Origin of the sequence: Bacillus paranthracis (genome assembly GCF_024296885.1) — a bacterium.
Taxonomy (GTDB): domain Bacteria; phylum Bacillota; class Bacilli; order Bacillales; family Bacillaceae_G; genus Bacillus_A; species Bacillus_A paranthracis.
The window spans coordinates 4,978,358-4,998,929 of sequence record NZ_CP101135.1; the positions used below are offsets into that span (position 1 = coordinate 4,978,358).

The following is a 20,572-nucleotide window of genomic DNA, read 5'->3' on the forward strand; positions in this document are numbered from 1 at the left end:
GATTAGCTCCTTTTTCTATTCCAAAACCAATTACTTATTACAATCCCTGTTAATCCGCCGCACGTATCCAGTAATGAATCTTGCCACATCGGTGTACGATCTCCCGTAAACCATTGATGAATTTCATCAAATGTTGCGTATCCCGCAACGAAAAGGAGAGCGTATATAAAACACCTTTTTCTCGAACAACCTGATCGATGAAAAGCGTAATACGTCAATGAACCGAGCATAAAGAACACCATAAAATGAGCACCTTTACGAAGGAAAAACTCAATAAATCCGCCTACACCTTTATTTGCAATACTAACAGGTGTACCACCGCCGTAATCGATAGATACCCATGAAAAATGCTCTTTCACAAACTCCACATTTACATATTGTTCAATATCCGAACGCATATCCTGCTTTTTATACGGTTGTGCCGAGGAATAGAAAATCAGCCCCATCCATAGTAAAACAGGAATCCAAAATAACCATTTACGATTCATTCTTCCGAAACCCCTCTCTTATTCTTTTAAGAGTACCAAAAAAAAGAATAAATTTCACGCCAAAACATGACATTTGCATCCTATTTATATAGTGAAAGGGGGTGATAAACATGGCAGTCGAAACAATCGTAATGGATTTAACTTTACGTCTCGTCTTAAACAATGGATTAGATAAGAATGGAAAAACAGTTTTTAAGAACAAACAATTTAAGCGCGTAAAAACAAACGCAAACTTAGAGAAAGTACAAACCGTAGCTCGTGCTCTAGCTTCTCTACAAGCATCACCACTTCACGCTGTACAACTTGTTAGCACATCAGATCTTTCTAGCCTTTAAGGTGGCAATGTAATCAGTGGGGATGTCCCCACTGATTACAAGATAAATAAAAAGGAGGAAACAACGTATGCAAGTACTAGAATTAATTTTCGCGAAAGAAGATGGAAAAACAGTTGTCTTTTCTATCGAGAAGCCGATCACACCTATTGATGCACAAGTCGTAAATCAAGTAATGGATACGATCCTTGCCTCATCTGTATTTTCATCAATTAATGAAAATACCCGAAAAAAAGGAGCTCGTCTCGTAGAAAAGACTGTATCTGAAGTTCCCATTACCTTATAGACCAAAAGACGAATCTGCATCATTTTGCAGATTCGTCTTTTTTCTTCGGCATTTCAATTGGAATAAAGATTTTTGAAAAACCGACGCATACATATTTATAATGTTCTCCGCCGATATCAAATTCCGTCTTATATGTTGAGAAGAATATATAATCATCTCGCTTCGTATAATGATCGATTAATAATCCAACTTGCGGCTCAACATATTTTTTCGCCAACTTCTTACCAGCCGATGCTAAATCGCCAAGGAGACCCTCTTCATTTTCCTTTTGAACTTCATCTAGCTTCTTACTTACATCATTACGTTTCATAAACTGCTTTGCTGCCCAATCTGTATATTCACCTTTACTCGGATTACTATTTGCTAAATATACTAGAAGAACAACAACTAGAGCCATAATAATATACCTTTTCTTCATACTATCTCACCGCCTACTCTTTTCTATTTTCATATATATGTACAAGCGATGCAAATTAGAAAGACTATCATCTATTGATTGTAAACGAATAGCCAAAATTTACAATATGAAATGAAAGATTAACAATCAATTTACTTAATTCGTATATAATTATATCTAGAATTATTACCATTTATAAAGGGGGAATCAAATTTATGAATGAAGAAAATGATATTATTATTTCTAATTCTACAATGATGCTGGAACCATACAAGCACCCTTATTATCGTACCAAAATTATCGACAGTAGCGGGAACCATCTTTACTCCTGTCAAACTGCTCTCCAACTCATCAAGCAATCTTGTCTAGCCAATGTTCATTCTACTTATCAAGGCAGACGTAATGCAGTTCAAACAAACTTTAAGTTCAAACAAAATGTTCCAATTCCAATTAATCATAGAGAATATATTTGTGCTTTCCCAACAGAATCTCCTTCTTCTCCAAACTGTATATGGCTGTTTTATAATCATATAGATGACATAGAATTTTTGAAAAAAAGTAAAAAAGCTACTATTCATTTTTCAAATGGCACAACTACAACTATACATATCAGTCCCCATAAGTTAAAACAACAATTATTAAAAGCTGGATATGTATTATCACGTATGAACATGCAAGATTCACTACAATTTAAAAACCTCTTATTACATTTACTACCTTAACAAAATAAGTAGAATGGAAAGCAATATCCCTTGCCTTCCATTCTTATGATACTATTTATCCTCTTAAGCTATTTCGCATTTTCTCAAGCGCCTACCGATATATCCACCTCACTTGATAATAGGTCATCTCTGTCTCTAAAGCGATTTCCCCCATCGTCTTTCCTACAAAAAAACGTTCAAAAATAATATACTTCTCCTTCTCATCTAATACACTCATAAAATCCTTCACTTTCATTTCAATATCTTCAAAACGAAAGATATCCTCATACTCTCCTACACATACACACTTTTCTTGCACTGTGAATTCTTTTTTCAACCTCTCTAATATATAACCACGTACCGTTACAACTGCATATGCAGGAAAACTCCCTTTCTCCGCATCAAACTTTTCATACGCATGCCAAAGACCGATTAACCCACATTGATAATACTCTTCATAATCTTGATAAATCCCTAACTTCTTTATTTGATTTACGATCATTCCCTCATACAAAACAACTGCCTCTTTAAAAGTTGCTGGCTTCACACAGTACCCACTTCTAAAAGGTATACCTCTTTGTTATTCCGCCGGTACCTCCACAATATAAAAATAAAGAGGGGAATTCACTGTGAGTAATTTTAAATAGTATCGCTGAAATTTGAAATTACAATGGGTAGAATTTGAAATTTTGTTGGCGCTATTTGAAATAAGGGTAAAAATAAAAAAGGTGACTCCGAAGAGCCACCTTTTTTATTTTATTTCCTTATTGGAACATACCTTGTAAAGCTCCCATTCCAAGAGTTAAGACAAAGAAAACAATAGTAATAATTGTTGCCTGTTTTTTAGTTAAGCCTGCTGTAATTTGAAGACCTAGCCATGTAACCACATATCCCCAAATTGTAAACACTTCAAATTTATCTACAATACCTTTTACAACACCACTACTCGAGGCGAAAACTGGTCCTAGGCCAGTGTACATTTCTTGACCCGATCCGCCTAAAATATAGGCTAAAATTATATTTATTAATACACCAATTAATGTAATAACACTTGAATATACAGTAATCGCCAATAATTTTTTATAAGAAGTATCATTGCTCATAAACACCATTAATACTTTATACACCACAGCACTTATTAAGAAACTAAACCCCATACCAAGGGCACCTACACCGAATCCCATACCATATGTCATTCCAGCTGAAACAGTAACACCTAGTTCCTTATTAAGCTTAATAGCTTCAGGTGTTAGAGAATATACATAAGCAGCAAATCCACCAACAAGTCCACCTAATAAAACAAGTATCCAAAATGCACCCCAAACTGCATTACTAGTCTTCATTCTCTCAAACTGTTCACCTGGAGAAGTAATCATCCCAAACAATGACGGCTTCTTTCCACCTGCATCTTGCGTATTAATATTTGCTTCCATTATAACGCCTCCTTCTATTTATATAACCCGTTCTAACGGGCGGTTCACTTCCTCATATAGAGGCTACGAACCGCCCACTAGAACGGTAGTGTATAGTTCTACTACACTAGTAATTACTCATAACGTAATGCTTCAATTGGATCTAATTTCGCAGCTTTGTTTGCTGGAATCAATCCAAAGATAATACCAAGTGTCATAGAGAACAGTACGCCTCCAACGACAACTTCCCATGAAACGAGTGGTGGCCATTTTGCGAACGTGGAAACGATATATGCTCCGCCATATCCAAGACCAATTCCGATCAAACCACCTAGAAGCGTTAACATAACTGCTTCAATTAAAAACTGTAATAAAATTTTACTACGCGTTGCTCCAAGTGCTTTACGTATTCCAATTTCGCGCGTACGCTCCGTTACAGATACGAGCATGATGTTCATAACACCAATACCACCAACGACTAATGAAATACCAGCAATACCGCCGATAATCATCGTCATAATATTAGTTACCTTAGAAACATTTTCCTGGAATTCTTTTAAGTTTACCAGTTCATATTTACCTGGAATTTCACTTGGCTTACGACTATTTAATACATCAACAGCCTGTTTCCCAGCTGCTTCTAAATCGTCTACATTTTTAGCTTGAATTGCGATGTTTTGAATCTCATCTGTTCCGTATAAAACAGGCCATAACGTAAGAGGGATTAGCGCTTCTTCCATTTCAAATCCCATAAACTCATTATCTGAGGTATACACACCAACAATTTGCATTGGCTGCCCCTTCATCTCAATAATTTGTCCAACTGGGTTTACGTCCTTAAATAACGTTTCTTCTGTTTTTGTGCTAATCATCACAACGTTATTTGCATGAGTAATATCTGATTCACTTAAAGTACGTCCCTTTACGACCTTTACTTTATTAACTGCAAAATATTCATTATCAAGACCAATAACATTCAGATTTGCCTTTTTATCATTTACATCAAGCACCTCTGAATTCCGGTTTGTCGTAATAACGTGTGAAACATCTTTCACTTGTTTTACTTCCAAAATATCCTCTTCCGTTAACTTTGGCATTTCAAATCCACCCATAGCAAACTCATCATTAATATCTGGTTGAAATTGAATTGGCATAAGATTATTACCACCAGAACCTGCGAATTTCGACTTCAGCATTGCTTCCCCGCCTTGCCCAATTGCAACGACAGTAATAATGGAACCAACACCGATAATAATACCGAGCATCGTAAGAGCTGAACGCAGTTTATGAGCTAAAATAGAAGAGAGGGCAATTTTTATACTATCTAGTAAACTCATACCGCACACCTTCTATCTTCTGTAATTTTCCCGTCTCGCAGTACAATGCGGCGGGAAGAATACGCTGCTACTTCCTCTTCATGCGTAACCATAACAATCGTCGTACCTTCCGCATTAAGCTTCGTGAAAATATCCATAACTTGCTCACCAGACTTCGTATCAAGTGCACCAGTCGGCTCATCGGCCATAATGAACGTTGGATTATTCGCAATCGCTCTTGCAATTGCGACACGCTGCTTCTGTCCACCTGACAATTCGTTCGGTAAATGATGCACGCGGTCCGCTAATCCAACTTTACCAAGCGCCTCTAAAGCACGCTGGCGACGTTCTGCTTTCTTTATGCCACCATATACGAGCGGAAGCTCAACATTTTCGACTGCTGAAAGACGCGGCAGCAAATTAAAGTGCTGAAACACAAAACCGATATATTCATTACGAATTAAAGCAAGCTTTGACTCGTCTGCTGTTAAGATATTCACATCATTGAGCATATATTCGCCTTCTGTTGGACGATCTAAACAGCCGATAATATTCATAAGCGTTGACTTACCAGAACCAGACGGTCCCATAATTGAAACGAACTCCCCGCCTTGAATTGTTAAACTAATACCATGCAAAATCGGCACTGCCAATTTTCCTTGATAATACGTTTTAGCAATATTATTTAACGTAATCATTTCTCTTTCACTTCCATTCCGTCATACACATCGTCGGAAGGATTTTTAACCACCTTTTGCCCCACTGTTACGCCTTCAGTAATCTCTGTCCAGTCTCCATCAGTAGAACCTTTTTTCACATTCTGTTTGCGAAGCTTCCCTTTATCCTCAACATAAACAAATGCATCATCGTCTTTTTCTACGATGCTCTTAGTCGGAACAGCAACCATCTTCTTATTCTCTAAATTTACTTGCAGAGAAACGTGATAACCTGGAGATAAACCATCTTGACTATCTAGACTTGCTTTATATGTATATTGAGACATATTTTGAGTCGCTTCACCCATACCGCCAGCTTGCGCCATCTCTGCACTCGTTGGGAATTCACTTACTTCTGTAATCTTACCTGTCCACTTCTTCTTATTATTTGCTTTCGCAGTTACAGTAAATGTTTGATCCTTTTGAATTTGTGATTTTTGAAGCTCCGTTAACGTACCTTGAATTTGGAATGGATCTTTAGAAGCCACTTGTAAAAATGCTTTCCCCTGACCACCTACCGCTTGAGATGAACTTTGCGCCGCATCTTTATCTAACTTTTGAACGACACCAGCAAAATTACTATAAATCGTAAGCTCTTTCTGCTTTTTACTTAACTCTTCTTTCTGCAACTTCCCTTTTTCTTTCTCAAGATCAGTTGTCTTTTGCGCTATCTCTAACTCACTTACTTGCTCTTCCATCGGATCTGTTACTTCTTTCCCAGCTCCGCTATCTTTCGCTTTCTTAATTTCTTTCTTCAGCGAATCAATTTTCTTCTTCCCTTGATCATAACGCATATCTGCCATCTTCTGATCAAGCTCAGCTTGCTTCATTTGAAGATTAATCTCTTCATTATCATAAGAGAATAACTTCGCACCTTTCTCAACCTCTTGTCCTTCTTTTACCTGAATATCTTTCACTTTTCCTTTAGTCGGATCCGCATAAAAACTTTCAATATTCCCAGGTTTCACCTGACCAGAAATTAACTTCGTATTATTCAGCTTACGCTCCGTTACCTTCTCGAAACTTACAGCATCAGCAGATGTTGATGCCCCCTTCTTCTTACCTTGCATAACAAAAATATTAACTGCTGCTACAATAACAATTAGTGCAATAACCCCGATAATAATCCATTTCTTCTTCTTGTTTGGAGTACGAACCGTATTTGGTACCATATTCTCTCTCCTTTTTATAACTTAATAGTTTAATATAAAAATTGTATAAAACTTTCTGAAAATGAATTACATATTATTACATTCTTTTTACAAAGTTTTACACATCCATTTATATTGTAACAAAAATTCCAATGATTAGAAATATGACATTATATCTTTTAAGATAGATTTAAGGAAAGATTATAGTAATATAAGAAAAGCTATCCAAAATAATAATTGGATAGCTTTTCAAACAAAATATTACGCCGCTTTAGGCGCTTTGCTTTCATGTCCACGTTGAACAATGAACAAGAAGATCGTTGATAAAATAGCACCTGTTAATAGTAAGATGAAGCATCCATCCCAGCCAGAACGATCAACAATAACACCGATTGCTGCGTTTGCTACAAGACTTCCGCCTACGTAACCGAACAGACCACACATACCAACTGTCGTACCTACTGCAAATTTTGGTACTAATTCCATCGCACTTAAACCGATTAAGAATTGTGGTACATAAATTAAACAACCGATAATAGAAACTGCAATACTTACAACAAGTATACTAGTTGCTTGCCAATATACAAACGTACCAATAACAACTCCGACCATACTAATGATACATAATGGCATACGTTTTCCTTTAAATAATTTATCACTTAAAAGACCAACGATTAATGAACTTGGAATTGCCATACCTTCAAAGATTGCATACGCCGCATGTGCTTCATTTTTTGAGAAACCTTTAACTGTCGTTAAATAAAGTGGAACCCAGTTAATAACGCCGAAACGAATTAAATAAACGAATGCATTTGCAATACATAAGAACCATACAAATTTATTTTTCACTACATACTTCATTAAAATTTCTTTTGGTGACATCTTGTTAGCATGATCTGCTTTTTCAAGATTTTCATAGTCATTACGATACTCATCAATTGGAGGAAGACCTTCTGATTCTGGTGTATCCTTCGCATTAATCCAAACAAGAACTGCAATTACCATTGCGATAATCGCTGGGAAAATAAACACGCCGCCTTGCCAATGGTTTTCACCAAAAATACCTACACCAATTCCGACAAGTGGTGGCACAAGCATTCCACCAACGTTATGTGAAATATTCCAAAGACCTGTTTTCGTACCACGTTCTTTCTTCGAGAACCATTTCGTCATAACGATACTACAAGGAGGTGCACCCATACCTTGTACAATACCATTCACAACAAGTAATGTAACGATCATCCCAAATGAAGATGCAAAACCGAAGCAAATATTTACAAGACCTGATAAGAATAAACCGACTGCGATAAAGCGCTGGGCGAAAGCTTTATCTGATAAATTCCCCATAAAGAACTTACTAAATCCATAAACAATTGCCATTACTGAACCTAGTAGACCAATTTGAGCTGTACTAAAACCATATTCTTGTACTAAATACGTACTTGATAACGTAAAGTTACTACGAACTAAATAATAAGCAGCATATCCAACTGAAATTCCGATTAACACACGAATACGTAGTAATCGATATACACGGTCGATCATATCCGCAGGCAATCTTTCAATTGCAGGTGCTGGCTTGAGCCATTTAAACATATTCTTTCGTCTCCTTTTCTCACTTCTGAGAGAGACGTTGTCTATTCCATATCTCGATTATTCCACTATTTGATATATGTTGGTTCGTTCTTCTAACCGGCTGTCCTTCTATTTCTTTCTCGTTCTTCGCAAACATCGTTGGTACGCCAAACGAAACCTTTTCTAAAATGTGACCCGCTTCTTCTGATAAACAATAATCAATAAATAAATCCGCAATAATACCATTCGGTGCACGCTTTAGTTTCGAAATCGCATTAACAGATAGCCCTGTTTGCTCAGGTACGATACTTACAACTGGAAAGCCTTGTTTTTGAAGCATTCTCTGATCTCCCATGAAATTGATGCCTATCATATACTCACCACTCGCAACAAGCTCTACTGGCATGTAACCATTCACCGTTACTTCACCAACTTGCCCTGCAAAGTTCTTAACATATTCTTTCGCTTCCTCTTCACCTACAGTATCAATAAGTGATTGAAAAAACGTATATGCTGTTCCTGAAACATTTGGATCTGGAATGACAATCTTTTCCTTATATACTGGATTTAATAAATCTTGCCACCTTGATGGATAAGGAAGTCCGAGCGGTGCTAATTCTTCGTTCCACCGCTCTTTATTAATCGCAATTGCCAGCTTCTCTACTTCATAACCGTACCAATAGCCGTCTTTATCTTTAACAGTTTTTGAAATACGGTTCGCATGCTGGCTCGTAACAGGAATAGATAGTTTTTTTTGCTTCATCATTTGATGCGCATCTACCGTACCGCCAATAATAATATCCGCTTTCGGATTTCCAGCTTCCTCTTCTACCCTCCGAAGAAGCTCTTCTGTCGAAAGACGAATAAATTCATACGTACAGCCGCGTGGTTTACAAAATGATGAAAGCAACGCTTCCCCCACTTCCTCGCGAGCCGCTACATACGCAACAAGATGACGATCATCCAAAATAGGGAGACCACTTTTATTATATTTAATAGAGGTCGTATCTCGAGAGCAACTAGACATCGCTCCTCCAATTACTAGCAAAAAGAAGAAAAAGGCTATCTTTCTCATAACACATTCTCCTTTACAAATACATTTGCGAGGGAGCTTTTCATATACATAACATTCCCATTATTATCACCGAGATATTGCACAACAAAATACGATGGATACACAGAAATAGTAAGAATGTCTTCACGCTCATTCTTTATACGCTTACCAGTTTTATAAGCGGTAATATAAGCAATCGGTTCATTCTGTGATTGTAATAACTTCTGAATTTCTCCGTAATCTGTAATTTGCTTTGCATACCGAATCGAATCAAGTATGTGCGTAACATTCACCGCACGTTCTACATCACCTTGACGTACTATGACATCCTGTGCTGACGCAAAAAAATCATGAATACGTTCTGGTGTGTAATACAGGCTTAACAAATACGTTTGCAATGCTGAAATCATTGGATCCGTACCATTCTTTCCGTATATATCAGCCCCGTACTGGAACAAGTCACCTACTGCAAAAGTACGTTTCTGTCCATTCAAGTACGTTACTTCTCCAGTAAATACTTGTTCTTGATTCTTAGCTTCACTCGGATTGATTTGAATTCGGTCAAAGAATGAAACAATCGTATGCAAACGAACTTCATCCGTTATAACAATTTCTCCCCACTTTTCATGCCTAACCTTCATTTCAGTAGGCAGGGATTCATTCACTCTTTGTAAAACAGCTTGTTTGTCATTCACAATTGTGATCCGATTATATATTTGCTTCTCCATCACATAAAACAAAATAAGAGAAACAATGATACAAAAGACAAACATAAGAATTTGAAATGATAGCCTTTTCATTTCTGCCTACCTCCAAGATAAAAAAACGTTGTTTCGAAAATATCGCATAATTGTTTCATAAATGTATCATTTAACCGCTTTCAAGTTTTTTATGTCTTCCATCCGTCTCGGAAGTAAGAATGTAATAAATATGGTAGTACCAACCTCTTCACTACTCTCAATTCGCATACTTCCGCCCTGCTTATTCATAATCTCCTGACAAATATACAAACCGTACCCATTCCCGTAACTAGAAGAAAGTACCTTCCCTTCTGGCGATTCATTCCACTCTGCCAGCACCCCTTCATCTATACCAATGCCATCATCATGAACAAACACCTTCGCCTCACGTTCATTTACAATGACATTCATACGAATTTGCGCAGCGTCGCTATATTTTATCGCATTATCAAGCACATTTAAGAAGATCTGTTTCGTCTTATCGAAATCGGCAACAACATGTACATCTGTTAACTCATTAATAACTTCAATCTCAAATTTCTGCAAGCGAGGTTTCACGATTGAAACTGCTTCTTCGGCTAACTCCTTTATATTCACAACTGTAGGTGATATTTCAAACGTACTCGTCCCGTACTTTGAAGACTTAAGTAATTCCTCTACAAGTGATAATAAACGCTCACTTTCTACAGCGACATAACGCAAGCTCTCCTGTATATCTTCCTTCGCCTTTAACTTCGGAATTAAATCCACATAGCCAATAATCGCCGTTAGCGGTGTTTTTAGCTCATGCGTAATACGGTCTAAGAAATCTTTCTGCTTCTCTTTCTCTTCCTTCAATTGCTTAATATGTAGTTCAATCCCATCAGCCATCGCATTAAAAGACGCTGAAAGCTGCGCAATTTCCACATATTCATTTAGCTCAATCTTACTTTTATAATCACCATTCGCAAGCCGGTGCGCCATTTGTCTTAACTGATCAATCGGCTTATGAAGAGACTTTGCCAAACGAATTGCAAAGAAAATACCTGCAGCTACGAGGCAAAGAGACGTCATTAAAAACGTCCAACCGACATTTGTTAAAACTTCCTTCTCACCCGTTAACTCATTTATAAAACGAACACTACCAATGACATCGTTTCCATAATAAACCGGGCTTGAAAACAAAAGAATTGGAGCTGGGTCTCCCTCTTCAAACACATAAGATTTCTTTCCCTTCAAGGAACTCTCGATATCAATATTCCGATGAAGAAGCGCTCCCTTTTGCGTATCCGCCACAACATCTCCATTCTTCCCAATCATCTGTACACGGACATCCATGCGCTTCGCTAAATACGAAGCAATTAAAAGTGAATTCGGACCGAGCGTCTCTACCTCTGCTTCCTTCTCTAAATAATTCATCGTATAAATTTGTGCTTCTACACTTAACTTTTCTAAAGAATTTGCCGCATTATGATACATATTCTTTTCTAACGTAATATAAACAACTGCGTACAAAAGGACAAAAATCGGGATTAATAGTCCAACGATTCCAAACACCATATTTCTTTTTAAAGACATACCATCACCACTTAACAATCCAGTTTATAGCCAACGCCATAAATCGTCTTAATATATTCCCCGCTCTTCCCGAGCTTCTTCCGCAGTCTTTGTACCATAATATCAACCGCTCTCGTATTTCCGATATATTCAAATCCCCATACTTTCTCAAGTAACTCATCTCTCATAAATACACGTTGCGGATTTGAAACAAACAACTGACATAAATTAAACTCTCTGTACGTTAACTGAACCTCTTGTCCACTCACATGCACTTTTCTTTCCTTAGGACAAATCGTTATCTCTCCCGCCTCGATTACTTCATGACTTACCGTTACCTCTGTCTTCTTCACGCGCCGCGCCATATTCTTAACCCGAAGAATAAGCTCCGCATAATTAAATGGCTTCGTCACGTAATCATCAGCACCCAGCTGCAAACCAAGCAATTTATCATTCATCTGACTCTTCGCAGTTAACATGAGCACTGGAATATCCCGATCCTTCTCCCGGAACAAACGAAGTAACTCATACCCATCTGTATCCGGAAGCATAACATCCAAAATCAAAACATCCGGCCCTTCCTTCCATCTCTCTAAAGCTTCTCTCCCGTCAGCCGCCGTAAGCACTTCATATCCTTCCATCTCAAGCTGCATCCGAATCAAATTACGAATACTCGACTCATCATCCACTACAAGTATTTTCATTGTTCTCCTCCTTCCAACCTGTATTATAGTACAGTTTAGTATAGCAAAAATCCTATAAAAAAAGAGAGGGTATTGTCGAACATATTTTGTCGACGATACTCTCTCCTGTTATATTTCATCTCTTATACGCTCGCAATAATAAATTCAGCACGTCCTACCACCCTATATTCCCCAAAATCACTTGGTAATATGAGATGATCTCCTTGCTCCAATTGATACTTTTCAGTACCGTGTATTAGCTCGCCTTCTCCATCTATTACACTTAAAAGAAGAAATGGTTTTTTTTGCGTTAAGTTAACCACTCCATCTAATTGCCATTTTTCCACTGAAAAATAAGGACATTCAATAAATTTTGTTACATATAAATCTTCTATTTCTTTATATTGAACAGATTGTTGCATTGAAACAAATGGTGTCTCTATTACTTCCATACTTTTCTCAAGGTGGAGTTCACGCAGTTTCCCCTCTGAATCTCTTCTATTATAATCATATAACCGATAAGTAGTATCAGAGTTTTGTTGCGTTTCTAATATTAAAATACCTTCACCAATTGCATGAACAGTCCCGCTTGGAACAAAGAAGAAATCACCTGGCTTCACCTTTACACGTTGTAATAGCTTGTCCCACTCTTCTTGCTCCACCATCTCTACTAGTTTATCCTTTGTCTTTGCATGATGCCCATAAATAATTTCAGCACCTTCTTTACAATCAATGACATACCAGCATTCAGTTTTTCCTAGCTCACCATTTTCATTTATACGTGCATATTCATCATTTGGATGCACTTGAACAGATAAGTCACGATTTGCATCTAAAATTTTTGTAAGAAGAGGGAAACAATCCCCCTCAATATCCCCAAATAATTCTCGATGATTATTCCACAATTGTCCTAAAGACAAGCCTTTATACTTTCCATTTTTAACTACACTTTGTCCATTTTGATGCGCAGCAAAAGCCCAACATTCTCCCGTTTGTTCTGATGGTATTTCATATCCGAAAGAAGTTAATTTCGTACCACCCCAAATTCTTTCTTTAAAAATGGGTGCAAAAAATAACGGTTCTGTCATGATTAAAATCCTCCATTTTATACGATGTCATCTAATAACTTATGTGCTTCTTCTTTTGTTTGGACAGATATTAATCTCTCTCTATAACTATCATCCATAAGTTTTCTTGAAAGCATTTGAAGAATCTTCAAGTGCTCATTTCCTTCACTCTCTTTTGGAACTGCAATCATAAATATTAATTTTGCATCCGTTCCATCTAAACTCTTCCAATCTACCCCTGATTGTTTAATTCCAAATACAACACTCGGTTTTTTTACTGCATTCGACTTCCCATGAGGAATCGCAATATTCATTCCAATGCCTGTACTACTCTCTGCTTCGCGACTCATAATTGCTTGCTTAAACTCAGAATCAGAATGTAAAGCACCTACGGCATTTAATTTCCCAATCATTTCATCAATAATATCGTCACGTGTCTCTCCTGCCAAATTAACATCAATTAGCTCCAAACTCGTTATATCTGTTAACTTCTGAATTTCAACCTTTTCAGCTTTCTGTTCTATTCCTTGTTCTTGAACTTCCGTTACTTCCTTAGTTGCTGAAACTTCTTTCATTTCTTTTAATTCCTGTGTTTCTTCAGGTTTTGAAATATCTTTCTTTAATACATTCACAATAACCGCTGTAACAATAGAACCCGCAATAATAGCAACAAAGAACATAAATACGTTATCTACCGCTCCTAGTACCGCAACGATCGGTCCACCATGTGCTACTCTATCTCCTACGTTACCAATCATTGCAATAACTGCACCTGTCATGGACCCCGCCATAATACTTGGAATAACACGTAATGGATCCTGTGCTGCAAAAGGAATAGCTCCTTCTGTAATACCGAATAAGCCCATCGTAAATGAGGCTTTCCCCATTTCCTTTTCAGCTTCTTGGAACTTTCTCTTTCCTATAAACGTAGCAAGTCCCATCCCGATTGGTGGAATACAAATCGCTGCTGCAATCGGTCCCATAATTTCATAATTTCCTTCTCCAATCATTGCGGAACCAAATAAGAATGCCACTTTATTTACTGGACCACCCATATCAAATGAAATCATTGCACCTAAGATTAATGCTAAAAGAATTGAACTTGAACCTTGCATACCAGCTAACCAAGCTGTTAATGATTCAAATACTTGTGCTACAGGAGCACCGATAATAAATACAAATGCTAAACCAACAATAAGTGACGTAAATACCGGAATAATAATAATTGGCATAATTGGTTGAATTGCTTTTGGTACCTTTAATTTTTTAATTCCTAAAGCAACATAACCGGCTAAGAAACCTGCGATAATGCCACCTAGGAAACCAGCTCCACTCTCACTACCATAAAAACTTCCCGTTGCTGCAATATATCCGCCAATCATACCAGGAACAAGTCCAGGTTTATCCGCTATACTGTAAGCAATATATCCAGCTAGAATTGGAACCATAAATGCGAATGAAGCCCCACCTATTTGCTCAATTGTTTTCCAAAAAGAACCTTCTGGTATTACTAAACCACCAGGAGTTTTTTCGCCGCCAAGTGTCAATGCGATCGCAATTAATAATCCACCTACAACAATGAAAGGAACCATGAATGATACACCATTCATTAAATGACGGTATATAGGATTTTGTTTTTTTCCTTGCAAATCATTTTCTGTTTTTTTCACATCTGAATGATAAACAGGAACATTACCATCCACTACTTTTTGAATGAGCTCCTCTGGCTTACGAATACCATCTTTAACTCCTACAACTAATAGCTTTTTACCTATGAATCTATCTTTATTTACTACTCGATCTGCCGCTATAATGATGCCATCTGCTTCACGAATCTCCTGCTCAGTAAGTTCATTCTCAACACCTATACCACCTTGTGTTTCAACTTTCATTTGAATTCCTAATTTATCCGCTGCTTTTTGTAAATTTTCTGCAGCCATATACGTATGGGCAATCCCATTCGGACACGATGTAATCGCTAGTACTTTCATTTTAATCCTCCTCACCTTTATGTAAGCGCCTACAAATAATATATATCAATATTCGATTCATAAAAGTTTTCTTTTTTACCGTAACCTCCGGAAAAAACATTATTTTACCGGAACAAACAAAAAAGTAAGGCTTATCGCCTTACCTATTCATATCTTAAATAAGATAAAAACTTCATTATATTCTTTTCCTTTATAAGCTTCTGGACAAACACAGGTTGTTCACTTATAAAAGACAACTCATGAAATAGCTGCTTCGTAACTTCCTTACCATCACTCTTAACTGCTAACATAAATACGAGCGATACTTTCTCTGCTCCCCAGTCCAACGGCTCCCTAAGCGTAGCAACTGCAATCACGGATTCTTTAATTAGCTTAGGGCTTCCGTGCGGGATGGCAACCCCTGCACCGATTGTCGTTGCTGACATTCTATCTCTAGCAATCGCATTTTCAATATATTCTTTCTCTACATATCCCTTTTCATAAAGAGACCTCGCTAATTTTTCAATTAATTCGTAACGATGCTCTACCTCTTGTTGTAAAAAGACTAAAAAAGGAGTTGTGTAATTCAATAATACAAAGTCCTTATTTCCGTTAGACGGTCGTTCATCTAATTTCTTCATAAATTCCTCTAACTTACTTTCTTCACTCCGCTCTAATAAAGGAGATACAACAAAATGAGGAATATTTAACTGCGGAAGATCTATCGTAGAAATAATAAGCTCTACCTTTTTATTTTTCATTAAGTATTCTTCTAAATCGGACTTTGCAATACAATCCAGCACATGGACATGCCGGAATTTCCTTTCGATTTTTGTCCGTAATAATTGCGATATCCCTATCCCCATATGACAAACAATAATTACATTTTTTGATACCTTTTTATCACTCAAACGCTCCATTGCCGCCTGAAAATGCAAAGTAAGATAAGCTGCTTCTTCCTCCGGGATTTGTAGACTTAATGATTGATTAATATCATCCAGCTCATGAATTAACATATCAAACATATACGGATACATTCGCTTAATTTCATGAAGCATTGGATTTGAAACAGAAAGATTATATTGCAAACGATTTAACGTCGTGTACAGATGCATCTGTAATCCCTCTAGTAAAAATGGATCCTCCCCGAAATCGATTTCATTCAATTTAGACATACGCCCTATTAAATGTGATACAACTTGTGAGAGTATAGGATTATTCACATTTAACTTATCTCTTTCCCATTCATCTTGATAACGAAATTTCCCGCCTAAAATATGAATGGCTAAATAAGCTATCTCTTCTTCAGTGAAATGAACCGTAAATACAAACTCTAACCTTGTTAAAAAATCTAGTGTCCAACCATACTCTTTCGTCTCTCGTACAATCTTTAAATCATCATTAGACATTGAAATTGGTTGTTTTAACTTCATCCTCCGCACCATGATTAACGTATGTAATAAAAGATTTTCTAACGTATCATCTGTAAAAAATATAGCATACCTTTTTTGTAACGCCTTCAATTCTGTCATTACAAATTCAATTTCATGATACAAAAATTGCTTTTTAATAAATTGATTCATTAATTCACGATTATGAATTAAATCTGATAGTTTAGCTAATGCCTTCCTCTTACTTCTCTCATCGCTCTCTACCGTTAATCCAATTCTTTGCTTTACAACTAAATCTAACCCTAGTTCCTCAAGCCACGTTTCAATTCTATCTAAATCTTTCTTAACCGTAGCTCTATTAACAAAATACTGCTCAGCAAGCTCCTGCACTGTAACTGGTTTAATATTCATCAACAAGCTATACGCAATTTGCAACACTCTCTCCTCGTCTGATGCATAGCCTATATCCTGTTGTACAGCATACAATTTATTGAACAAACTGAACTTATCGTAATCCGTAATTTCTAAACAGACACCTAAACCCGGTCTCCGAATAAGAAGTGCATCTGAATACTTCTCTACATATTCCCCAATCACCTTAAAGTCATTACGAATCGTCTTCTCCGAACAACCAATCCTATCAGCAAGCTCCTGCACTAACGAATACTCATTAGACTCAGATAATAAAAATTGTAAAATTTCCTGTTGCCTTTTATTCATCTGCTTCACCTGTTTCTTCTATCCTTTGTACCCAGTATGTTACTAACTTAGTGCATTTATCATAACATATTAGTGGATTTCTGAATGAGGGGATTTTATTGTTTGGAATTTGTTCATAAAAAAAGAGTTCGATACATAATCGAACTCTTTTAAAATTTATTATAAACGATTCATAATGTCTTCTTTAATAGTAAGTAACTTTTGTTCACTATTTTGTAAAGAACTATCTTTTACACCAAAGTAGAACTTAATCTTCGGTTCAGTTCCAGATGGACGTAGGCAGAACCATGAACCATCCTCTAATTGATATTTTAACACATTTGATTTCGGTAAGTGAATCTCTTCTTTATGTCCATCTTGTAAAGATGTAACGATGCTTGCTTTATAGTCTTCAACTGCTACAACTGTTAAGCCCGCTACTTCTTTCGGAGGATTTTCACGGAACGTTGCCATCATCTCTTGGATTTTTTCCGCTCCATCTTTTCCTTTTAGCGTTAACGACACAAGGTCTTCACGGAAGAAGCCGTACTTCTCAAATACTTCTAATAGGCCATCGTATAACGTTTTACCTTGTGATTTGTAGTATGCAGCTACTTCACATGCGAATAGGACAGATTGTACTGCATCTTTATCACGGCAGAATGGGCGGATTAAATAACCATAGCTTTCCTCATAACCGAATTGGAATTCATATTGTCCGCTTTCTTCATACTGTCTAATTTTCTCACCGATAAATTTAAATCCAGTTAACGTATCAACTGTATCTAAACCGTATGTTTTCGCGATTGTACGACCGATTTCAGACGTTACGATTGTTTTTAATACGACACCGTTCTCTGGTAGCGTTCCGTTTTCTTTCTTTTGAGATAATAAGTAATCAAGCATTAATGCACCTGTTTGGTTACCAGTTAATACTTGGAACTCACCATCGTGATTACGAACTGCTACACCAAGGCGATCTGCGTCAGGATCTGTTGCGATTAATACATCCGCTCCTACCTTCTCACCGTCACGAATTGCATATTCAAATGCTGCATGCTCTTCTGGGTTCGGTGATTTTACTGTAGAGAAGTTCGGATCTGGTAACTCTTGCTCTTTTACAACTGTTACATCTGTAAATCCAACTTCTTTTAAACCACGGCGTACAGAAATATTTGATGTTCCGTGTAGTGGTGTGAAGACGATTTTTAAATCTTTGCCGGCCTTTTCCACCATTTCTTTATTAATAATGACATTGTTCAATTCTGCAGCATATGCATCATCGACTTCTTGTCCAATAATATGTAATAAACCGTCAGCTTTTAATTGCTCCACATTAGCAACCTCAACTGTTAACTCGTCTTCTACTGCGTTTACGTAGCTAATTAATTCATCAGCTTCTTTCGGAGGCAACTGTCCACCATCTTCACCGTATACTTTATAACCGTTATATTCAGGCGGATTATGACTTGCAGTAAGAACGATTCCACTCACTGTATGTAAATGACGAACTGCGAAAGAAAGCACTGGCGTTGGACGTAAGCTTTCAAACACATATGTTGTAATGCCGTGTGCACCTAGTGTAGCAGCAACTTCCATTGCGAACTCAGGTGATTTATGACGAGAATCATAGGCTACAACAACACCGCGTTTTTTCGCTTCTTCACCTAACTTTTCGATAAAGCTTGCTAATCCTTTTGTCGCTTTACGAACTGTATATACGTTTAAACGGTTCGTACCAGCACCAAGTTCACCACGCATACCACCTGTGCCAAACTCTAGATTTTTATAAAAGCTATCCTCGATTTTCTTCTCATCTTGCTTCATATTTTCTAGCTGTTCTTTTAATTCTGCATCTAATTGTGCGTAAGAAAGCCAGCGACTAAATTCTTGTTTCCAAATCATATTATTATCCTCCAATTTCAAATTAAAAAGGTATGCTTTAATACACATACCTTAAAAATAGTAAATTAATTTTTTATATTAAAATTTAGACTTATTATTTCTCATACCCATTAGGTTTCTTCTGATGCCAATTCCAAGCATGCTCAATGATTGTCTTCACATTTACATACTGAGGATCCCAACCTAACTTCTCTTTCGCTTTCTGAGAAGAAGCAACTAAACGTGCTGGATCTCCCGCACGGCGCGGTGCTACTTCAGCTGGAATTTCATGATTTGTAACTTCACGAACTGCATCAACAATTTCTTTTACACTGAAACCATTACCATTTCCTAAGTTATAGAAATCACTCTCTCCGCCGTTCTGCAAGTCTTTAAGACCTAAGAAGTGAGCTGCTACTAAATCTTCAACGTGAATATAATCACGGATACAAGTACCATCTGGTGTATTATAATCATCACCAAACATCATAATCTTCTCACGTTGCCCTAACGCCACTTGCAATACAAGAGGAATTAAATGCGTCTCTGGACGGTGATCTTCCCCAATAATACCATTTGGAGTTGCACCCGCCACGTTAAAGTATCTGAAAATCTTATAACGTAAATTAGAAGCTTGGCTATACCAATGAAGCATCTTCTCGATTGCTAACTTCGTCTCTCCATACGTATTCGTTGGATGTGTCATCGTTTCCTCAGTAATAAGGTCTACATCTACCTCACCATACGTCGCCGCAGTAGAAGAAAAAATAAACTTATCTACCTTAAACTCATCCATTACCTCTAATAAACAAAGTGCACCATACACATTGTTATTATAATATTGAAGAGGCTTCTCCATACTAACTCCAACTAAAGAATCAGCTGCGAAATGCATAACCGCCTCAATATTTTCTTGTGTAAACACATCTCTTAAAAATGCTTTATCACGAAGGTCACCATTATAAAACTTCGCACCTTCCGTAATTGCATCCTCATGACCCGTTTGTAAGTTATCTACTACTACTACAGATAAACCTTCGTCTACTAATTTTTTCACGGCGTGAGAACCGATATATCCAGCTCCGCCACAAATTAGAATTGAATTCATTGTATACCTACTTTCCTCATAGCTAAATTTTTAGGTTTAGAACTATTTAATTTATAATATATTATA

20 protein-coding genes are annotated in these 20,572 nt (G+C 37.0%); 3 read left to right on the forward strand and 17 right to left on the reverse strand.

Features of this window, described 5'->3' with window-relative positions; all coding sequences use genetic code 11:
* Window positions 1-2 precede the first annotated feature (2 nt).
* Window positions 3-488, reverse strand: coding sequence for a VanZ family protein (locus tag NLJ82_RS25830; protein ID WP_001080714.1), 486 nt, complete (start codon window positions 486-488; stop codon window positions 3-5).
* A gap of 110 nt (window positions 489-598) precedes the next feature.
* Here NLJ82_RS25830 and NLJ82_RS25835 point away from each other — a divergent pair, with 110 nt between their 5' ends.
* A complete protein-coding gene (locus NLJ82_RS25835; RefSeq protein ID WP_000257702.1) occupies window positions 599-823 on the forward strand; it encodes a DUF1659 domain-containing protein in 225 nt (74 codons plus the stop codon).
* A 67-nt stretch (window positions 824-890) separates the two neighbouring features.
* On the forward strand, window positions 891-1,106 hold the full coding sequence (locus tag NLJ82_RS25840; protein ID WP_001197595.1) for a DUF2922 domain-containing protein: 216 nt from the start codon (window positions 891-893) through the stop codon (window positions 1,104-1,106).
* Window positions 1,107-1,125: 19 nt separating this feature from the next.
* Here NLJ82_RS25840 and NLJ82_RS25845 read toward each other — a convergent pair whose 3' ends face one another.
* The gene (locus NLJ82_RS25845) at window positions 1,126-1,524 is read right to left on the reverse strand and encodes a DUF4359 domain-containing protein (protein ID WP_000747726.1); all 399 of its coding nucleotides are present in this window, start codon (window positions 1,522-1,524) and stop codon (window positions 1,126-1,128) included.
* Window positions 1,525-1,718: 194 nt separating this feature from the next.
* On the opposite strand from NLJ82_RS25845, the gene NLJ82_RS25850 reads away from it, so the two are divergent.
* Window positions 1,719-2,225, forward strand: coding sequence for a competence protein ComK (locus NLJ82_RS25850; RefSeq protein ID WP_001001401.1), 507 nt, complete (start codon window positions 1,719-1,721; stop codon window positions 2,223-2,225).
* Window positions 2,226-2,316: 91 nt separating this feature from the next.
* Here NLJ82_RS25850 and NLJ82_RS25855 read toward each other — a convergent pair whose 3' ends face one another.
* From NLJ82_RS25855 to galE, 15 genes are all read right to left on the reverse strand, one after another.
* Window positions 2,317-2,751: a sigma-70 family RNA polymerase sigma factor gene (locus NLJ82_RS25855; protein WP_000801288.1), complete on the reverse strand. Its 435-nt coding sequence runs from the start codon at window positions 2,749-2,751 to the stop codon at window positions 2,317-2,319.
* Between the two features lie 217 nt (window positions 2,752-2,968).
* The gene (gene yknW / locus NLJ82_RS25860) at window positions 2,969-3,637 is read right to left on the reverse strand and encodes a YknW family membrane protein (RefSeq protein WP_000387910.1); all 669 of its coding nucleotides are present in this window, start codon (window positions 3,635-3,637) and stop codon (window positions 2,969-2,971) included.
* A 113-nt stretch (window positions 3,638-3,750) separates the two neighbouring features.
* A complete protein-coding gene (locus tag NLJ82_RS25865) occupies window positions 3,751-4,953 on the reverse strand; it encodes an ABC transporter permease (RefSeq protein ID WP_000054372.1) in 1,203 nt (400 codons plus the stop codon).
* The gene (locus NLJ82_RS25870; protein WP_000631616.1) at window positions 4,950-5,630 is read right to left on the reverse strand and encodes an ABC transporter ATP-binding protein; all 681 of its coding nucleotides are present in this window, start codon (window positions 5,628-5,630) and stop codon (window positions 4,950-4,952) included. Before NLJ82_RS25870 ends, NLJ82_RS25865 begins: the two co-directional genes overlap by 4 nt.
* Entirely contained in the window at window positions 5,627-6,820 is a 1,194-nt protein-coding gene (locus tag NLJ82_RS25875; protein ID WP_000249050.1) for an efflux RND transporter periplasmic adaptor subunit, read from the reverse strand. Before NLJ82_RS25875 ends, NLJ82_RS25870 begins: the two co-directional genes overlap by 4 nt.
* 240 nt (window positions 6,821-7,060) lie before the next feature.
* Window positions 7,061-8,395 (reverse strand): MFS transporter, encoded by a 1,335-nt coding sequence (locus NLJ82_RS25880; protein ID WP_000477605.1) that lies wholly within the window; start codon window positions 8,393-8,395, stop codon window positions 7,061-7,063.
* A gap of 19 nt (window positions 8,396-8,414) precedes the next feature.
* Window positions 8,415-9,449, reverse strand: coding sequence for an ABC transporter substrate-binding protein (locus NLJ82_RS25885; protein WP_001225605.1), 1,035 nt, complete (start codon window positions 9,447-9,449; stop codon window positions 8,415-8,417).
* Window positions 9,446-10,228: a DUF3919 family protein gene (locus NLJ82_RS25890; RefSeq protein WP_000826593.1), complete on the reverse strand. Its 783-nt coding sequence runs from the start codon at window positions 10,226-10,228 to the stop codon at window positions 9,446-9,448. The genes NLJ82_RS25885 and NLJ82_RS25890 overlap by 4 nt, the downstream gene beginning before the upstream one ends.
* A gap of 66 nt (window positions 10,229-10,294) precedes the next feature.
* Window positions 10,295-11,725: a HAMP domain-containing sensor histidine kinase gene (locus tag NLJ82_RS25895; RefSeq protein ID WP_000054038.1), complete on the reverse strand. Its 1,431-nt coding sequence runs from the start codon at window positions 11,723-11,725 to the stop codon at window positions 10,295-10,297.
* Window positions 11,726-11,736: 11 nt separating this feature from the next.
* Window positions 11,737-12,408 (reverse strand): response regulator transcription factor, encoded by a 672-nt coding sequence (locus NLJ82_RS25900; RefSeq protein WP_000699569.1) that lies wholly within the window; start codon window positions 12,406-12,408, stop codon window positions 11,737-11,739.
* A gap of 122 nt (window positions 12,409-12,530) precedes the next feature.
* Window positions 12,531-13,475 carry a mannose-6-phosphate isomerase, class I gene (gene manA, locus NLJ82_RS25905; protein WP_000138682.1) on the reverse strand — a complete coding sequence of 315 codons (945 nt, stop codon included), beginning with the start codon at window positions 13,473-13,475 and terminating at the stop codon, window positions 12,531-12,533.
* Window positions 13,476-13,492: 17 nt separating this feature from the next.
* Window positions 13,493-15,445: a PTS fructose transporter subunit IIABC gene (locus NLJ82_RS25910; protein ID WP_000865785.1), complete on the reverse strand. Its 1,953-nt coding sequence runs from the start codon at window positions 15,443-15,445 to the stop codon at window positions 13,493-13,495.
* Window positions 15,446-15,588: 143 nt separating this feature from the next.
* On the reverse strand, window positions 15,589-17,535 hold the full coding sequence (locus NLJ82_RS25915) for a BglG family transcription antiterminator (RefSeq protein WP_001042643.1): 1,947 nt from the start codon (window positions 17,533-17,535) through the stop codon (window positions 15,589-15,591).
* A 159-nt stretch (window positions 17,536-17,694) separates the two neighbouring features.
* Window positions 17,695-19,419, reverse strand: a complete 1,725-nt coding sequence (locus NLJ82_RS25920; protein ID WP_000637920.1) for a phospho-sugar mutase — start codon at window positions 19,417-19,419, stop codon at window positions 17,695-17,697.
* A 94-nt stretch (window positions 19,420-19,513) separates the two neighbouring features.
* On the reverse strand, window positions 19,514-20,506 hold the full coding sequence (gene galE, locus NLJ82_RS25925) for a UDP-glucose 4-epimerase GalE (RefSeq protein WP_001084642.1): 993 nt from the start codon (window positions 20,504-20,506) through the stop codon (window positions 19,514-19,516).
* Window positions 20,507-20,572 lie beyond the last annotated feature (66 nt).

Excerpts from the sequence above, each read along its gene's own strand:
- NLJ82_RS25900 (WP_000699569.1), bottom strand. The coding sequence starts at position 12,408 with ATGAAAATACTTGTAGTGGATGATGAGTCGAGTATTCGTAATTTGATT.
- NLJ82_RS25890 (WP_000826593.1), bottom strand. The coding sequence starts at position 10,228 with ATGAAAAGGCTATCATTTCAAATTCTTATGTTTGTCTTTTGTATCATT.
- NLJ82_RS25885 (WP_001225605.1), bottom strand. The coding sequence starts at position 9,449 with ATGAGAAAGATAGCCTTTTTCTTCTTTTTGCTAGTAATTGGAGGAGCG.
- NLJ82_RS25920 (WP_000637920.1), bottom strand. The coding sequence starts at position 19,419 with ATGATTTGGAAACAAGAATTTAGTCGCTGGCTTTCTTACGCACAATTA.
- NLJ82_RS25880 (WP_000477605.1), bottom strand. The coding sequence starts at position 8,395 with ATGTTTAAATGGCTCAAGCCAGCACCTGCAATTGAAAGATTGCCTGCG.
- NLJ82_RS25830 (WP_001080714.1), bottom strand. The coding sequence starts at position 488 with ATGAATCGTAAATGGTTATTTTGGATTCCTGTTTTACTATGGATGGGG.
- manA (WP_000138682.1), bottom strand. The coding sequence starts at position 13,475 with ATGACAGAACCGTTATTTTTTGCACCCATTTTTAAAGAAAGAATTTGG.
- NLJ82_RS25835 (WP_000257702.1), top strand. The coding sequence starts at position 599 with ATGGCAGTCGAAACAATCGTAATGGATTTAACTTTACGTCTCGTCTTA.
- NLJ82_RS25870 (WP_000631616.1), bottom strand. The coding sequence starts at position 5,630 with ATGATTACGTTAAATAATATTGCTAAAACGTATTATCAAGGAAAATTG.
- NLJ82_RS25915 (WP_001042643.1), bottom strand. The coding sequence starts at position 17,535 with ATGAATAAAAGGCAACAGGAAATTTTACAATTTTTATTATCTGAGTCT.
- NLJ82_RS25875 (WP_000249050.1), bottom strand. The coding sequence starts at position 6,820 with ATGGTACCAAATACGGTTCGTACTCCAAACAAGAAGAAGAAATGGATT.
- galE (WP_001084642.1), bottom strand. The coding sequence starts at position 20,506 with ATGAATTCAATTCTAATTTGTGGCGGAGCTGGATATATCGGTTCTCAC.
- NLJ82_RS25840 (WP_001197595.1), top strand. The coding sequence starts at position 891 with ATGCAAGTACTAGAATTAATTTTCGCGAAAGAAGATGGAAAAACAGTT.
- NLJ82_RS25895 (WP_000054038.1), bottom strand. The coding sequence starts at position 11,725 with ATGTCTTTAAAAAGAAATATGGTGTTTGGAATCGTTGGACTATTAATC.
- NLJ82_RS25910 (WP_000865785.1), bottom strand. The coding sequence starts at position 15,445 with ATGAAAGTACTAGCGATTACATCGTGTCCGAATGGGATTGCCCATACG.
- NLJ82_RS25865 (WP_000054372.1), bottom strand. The coding sequence starts at position 4,953 with ATGAGTTTACTAGATAGTATAAAAATTGCCCTCTCTTCTATTTTAGCT.
- NLJ82_RS25845 (WP_000747726.1), bottom strand. The coding sequence starts at position 1,524 with ATGAAGAAAAGGTATATTATTATGGCTCTAGTTGTTGTTCTTCTAGTA.
- NLJ82_RS25850 (WP_001001401.1), top strand. The coding sequence starts at position 1,719 with ATGAATGAAGAAAATGATATTATTATTTCTAATTCTACAATGATGCTG.
- yknW (WP_000387910.1), bottom strand. The coding sequence starts at position 3,637 with ATGGAAGCAAATATTAATACGCAAGATGCAGGTGGAAAGAAGCCGTCA.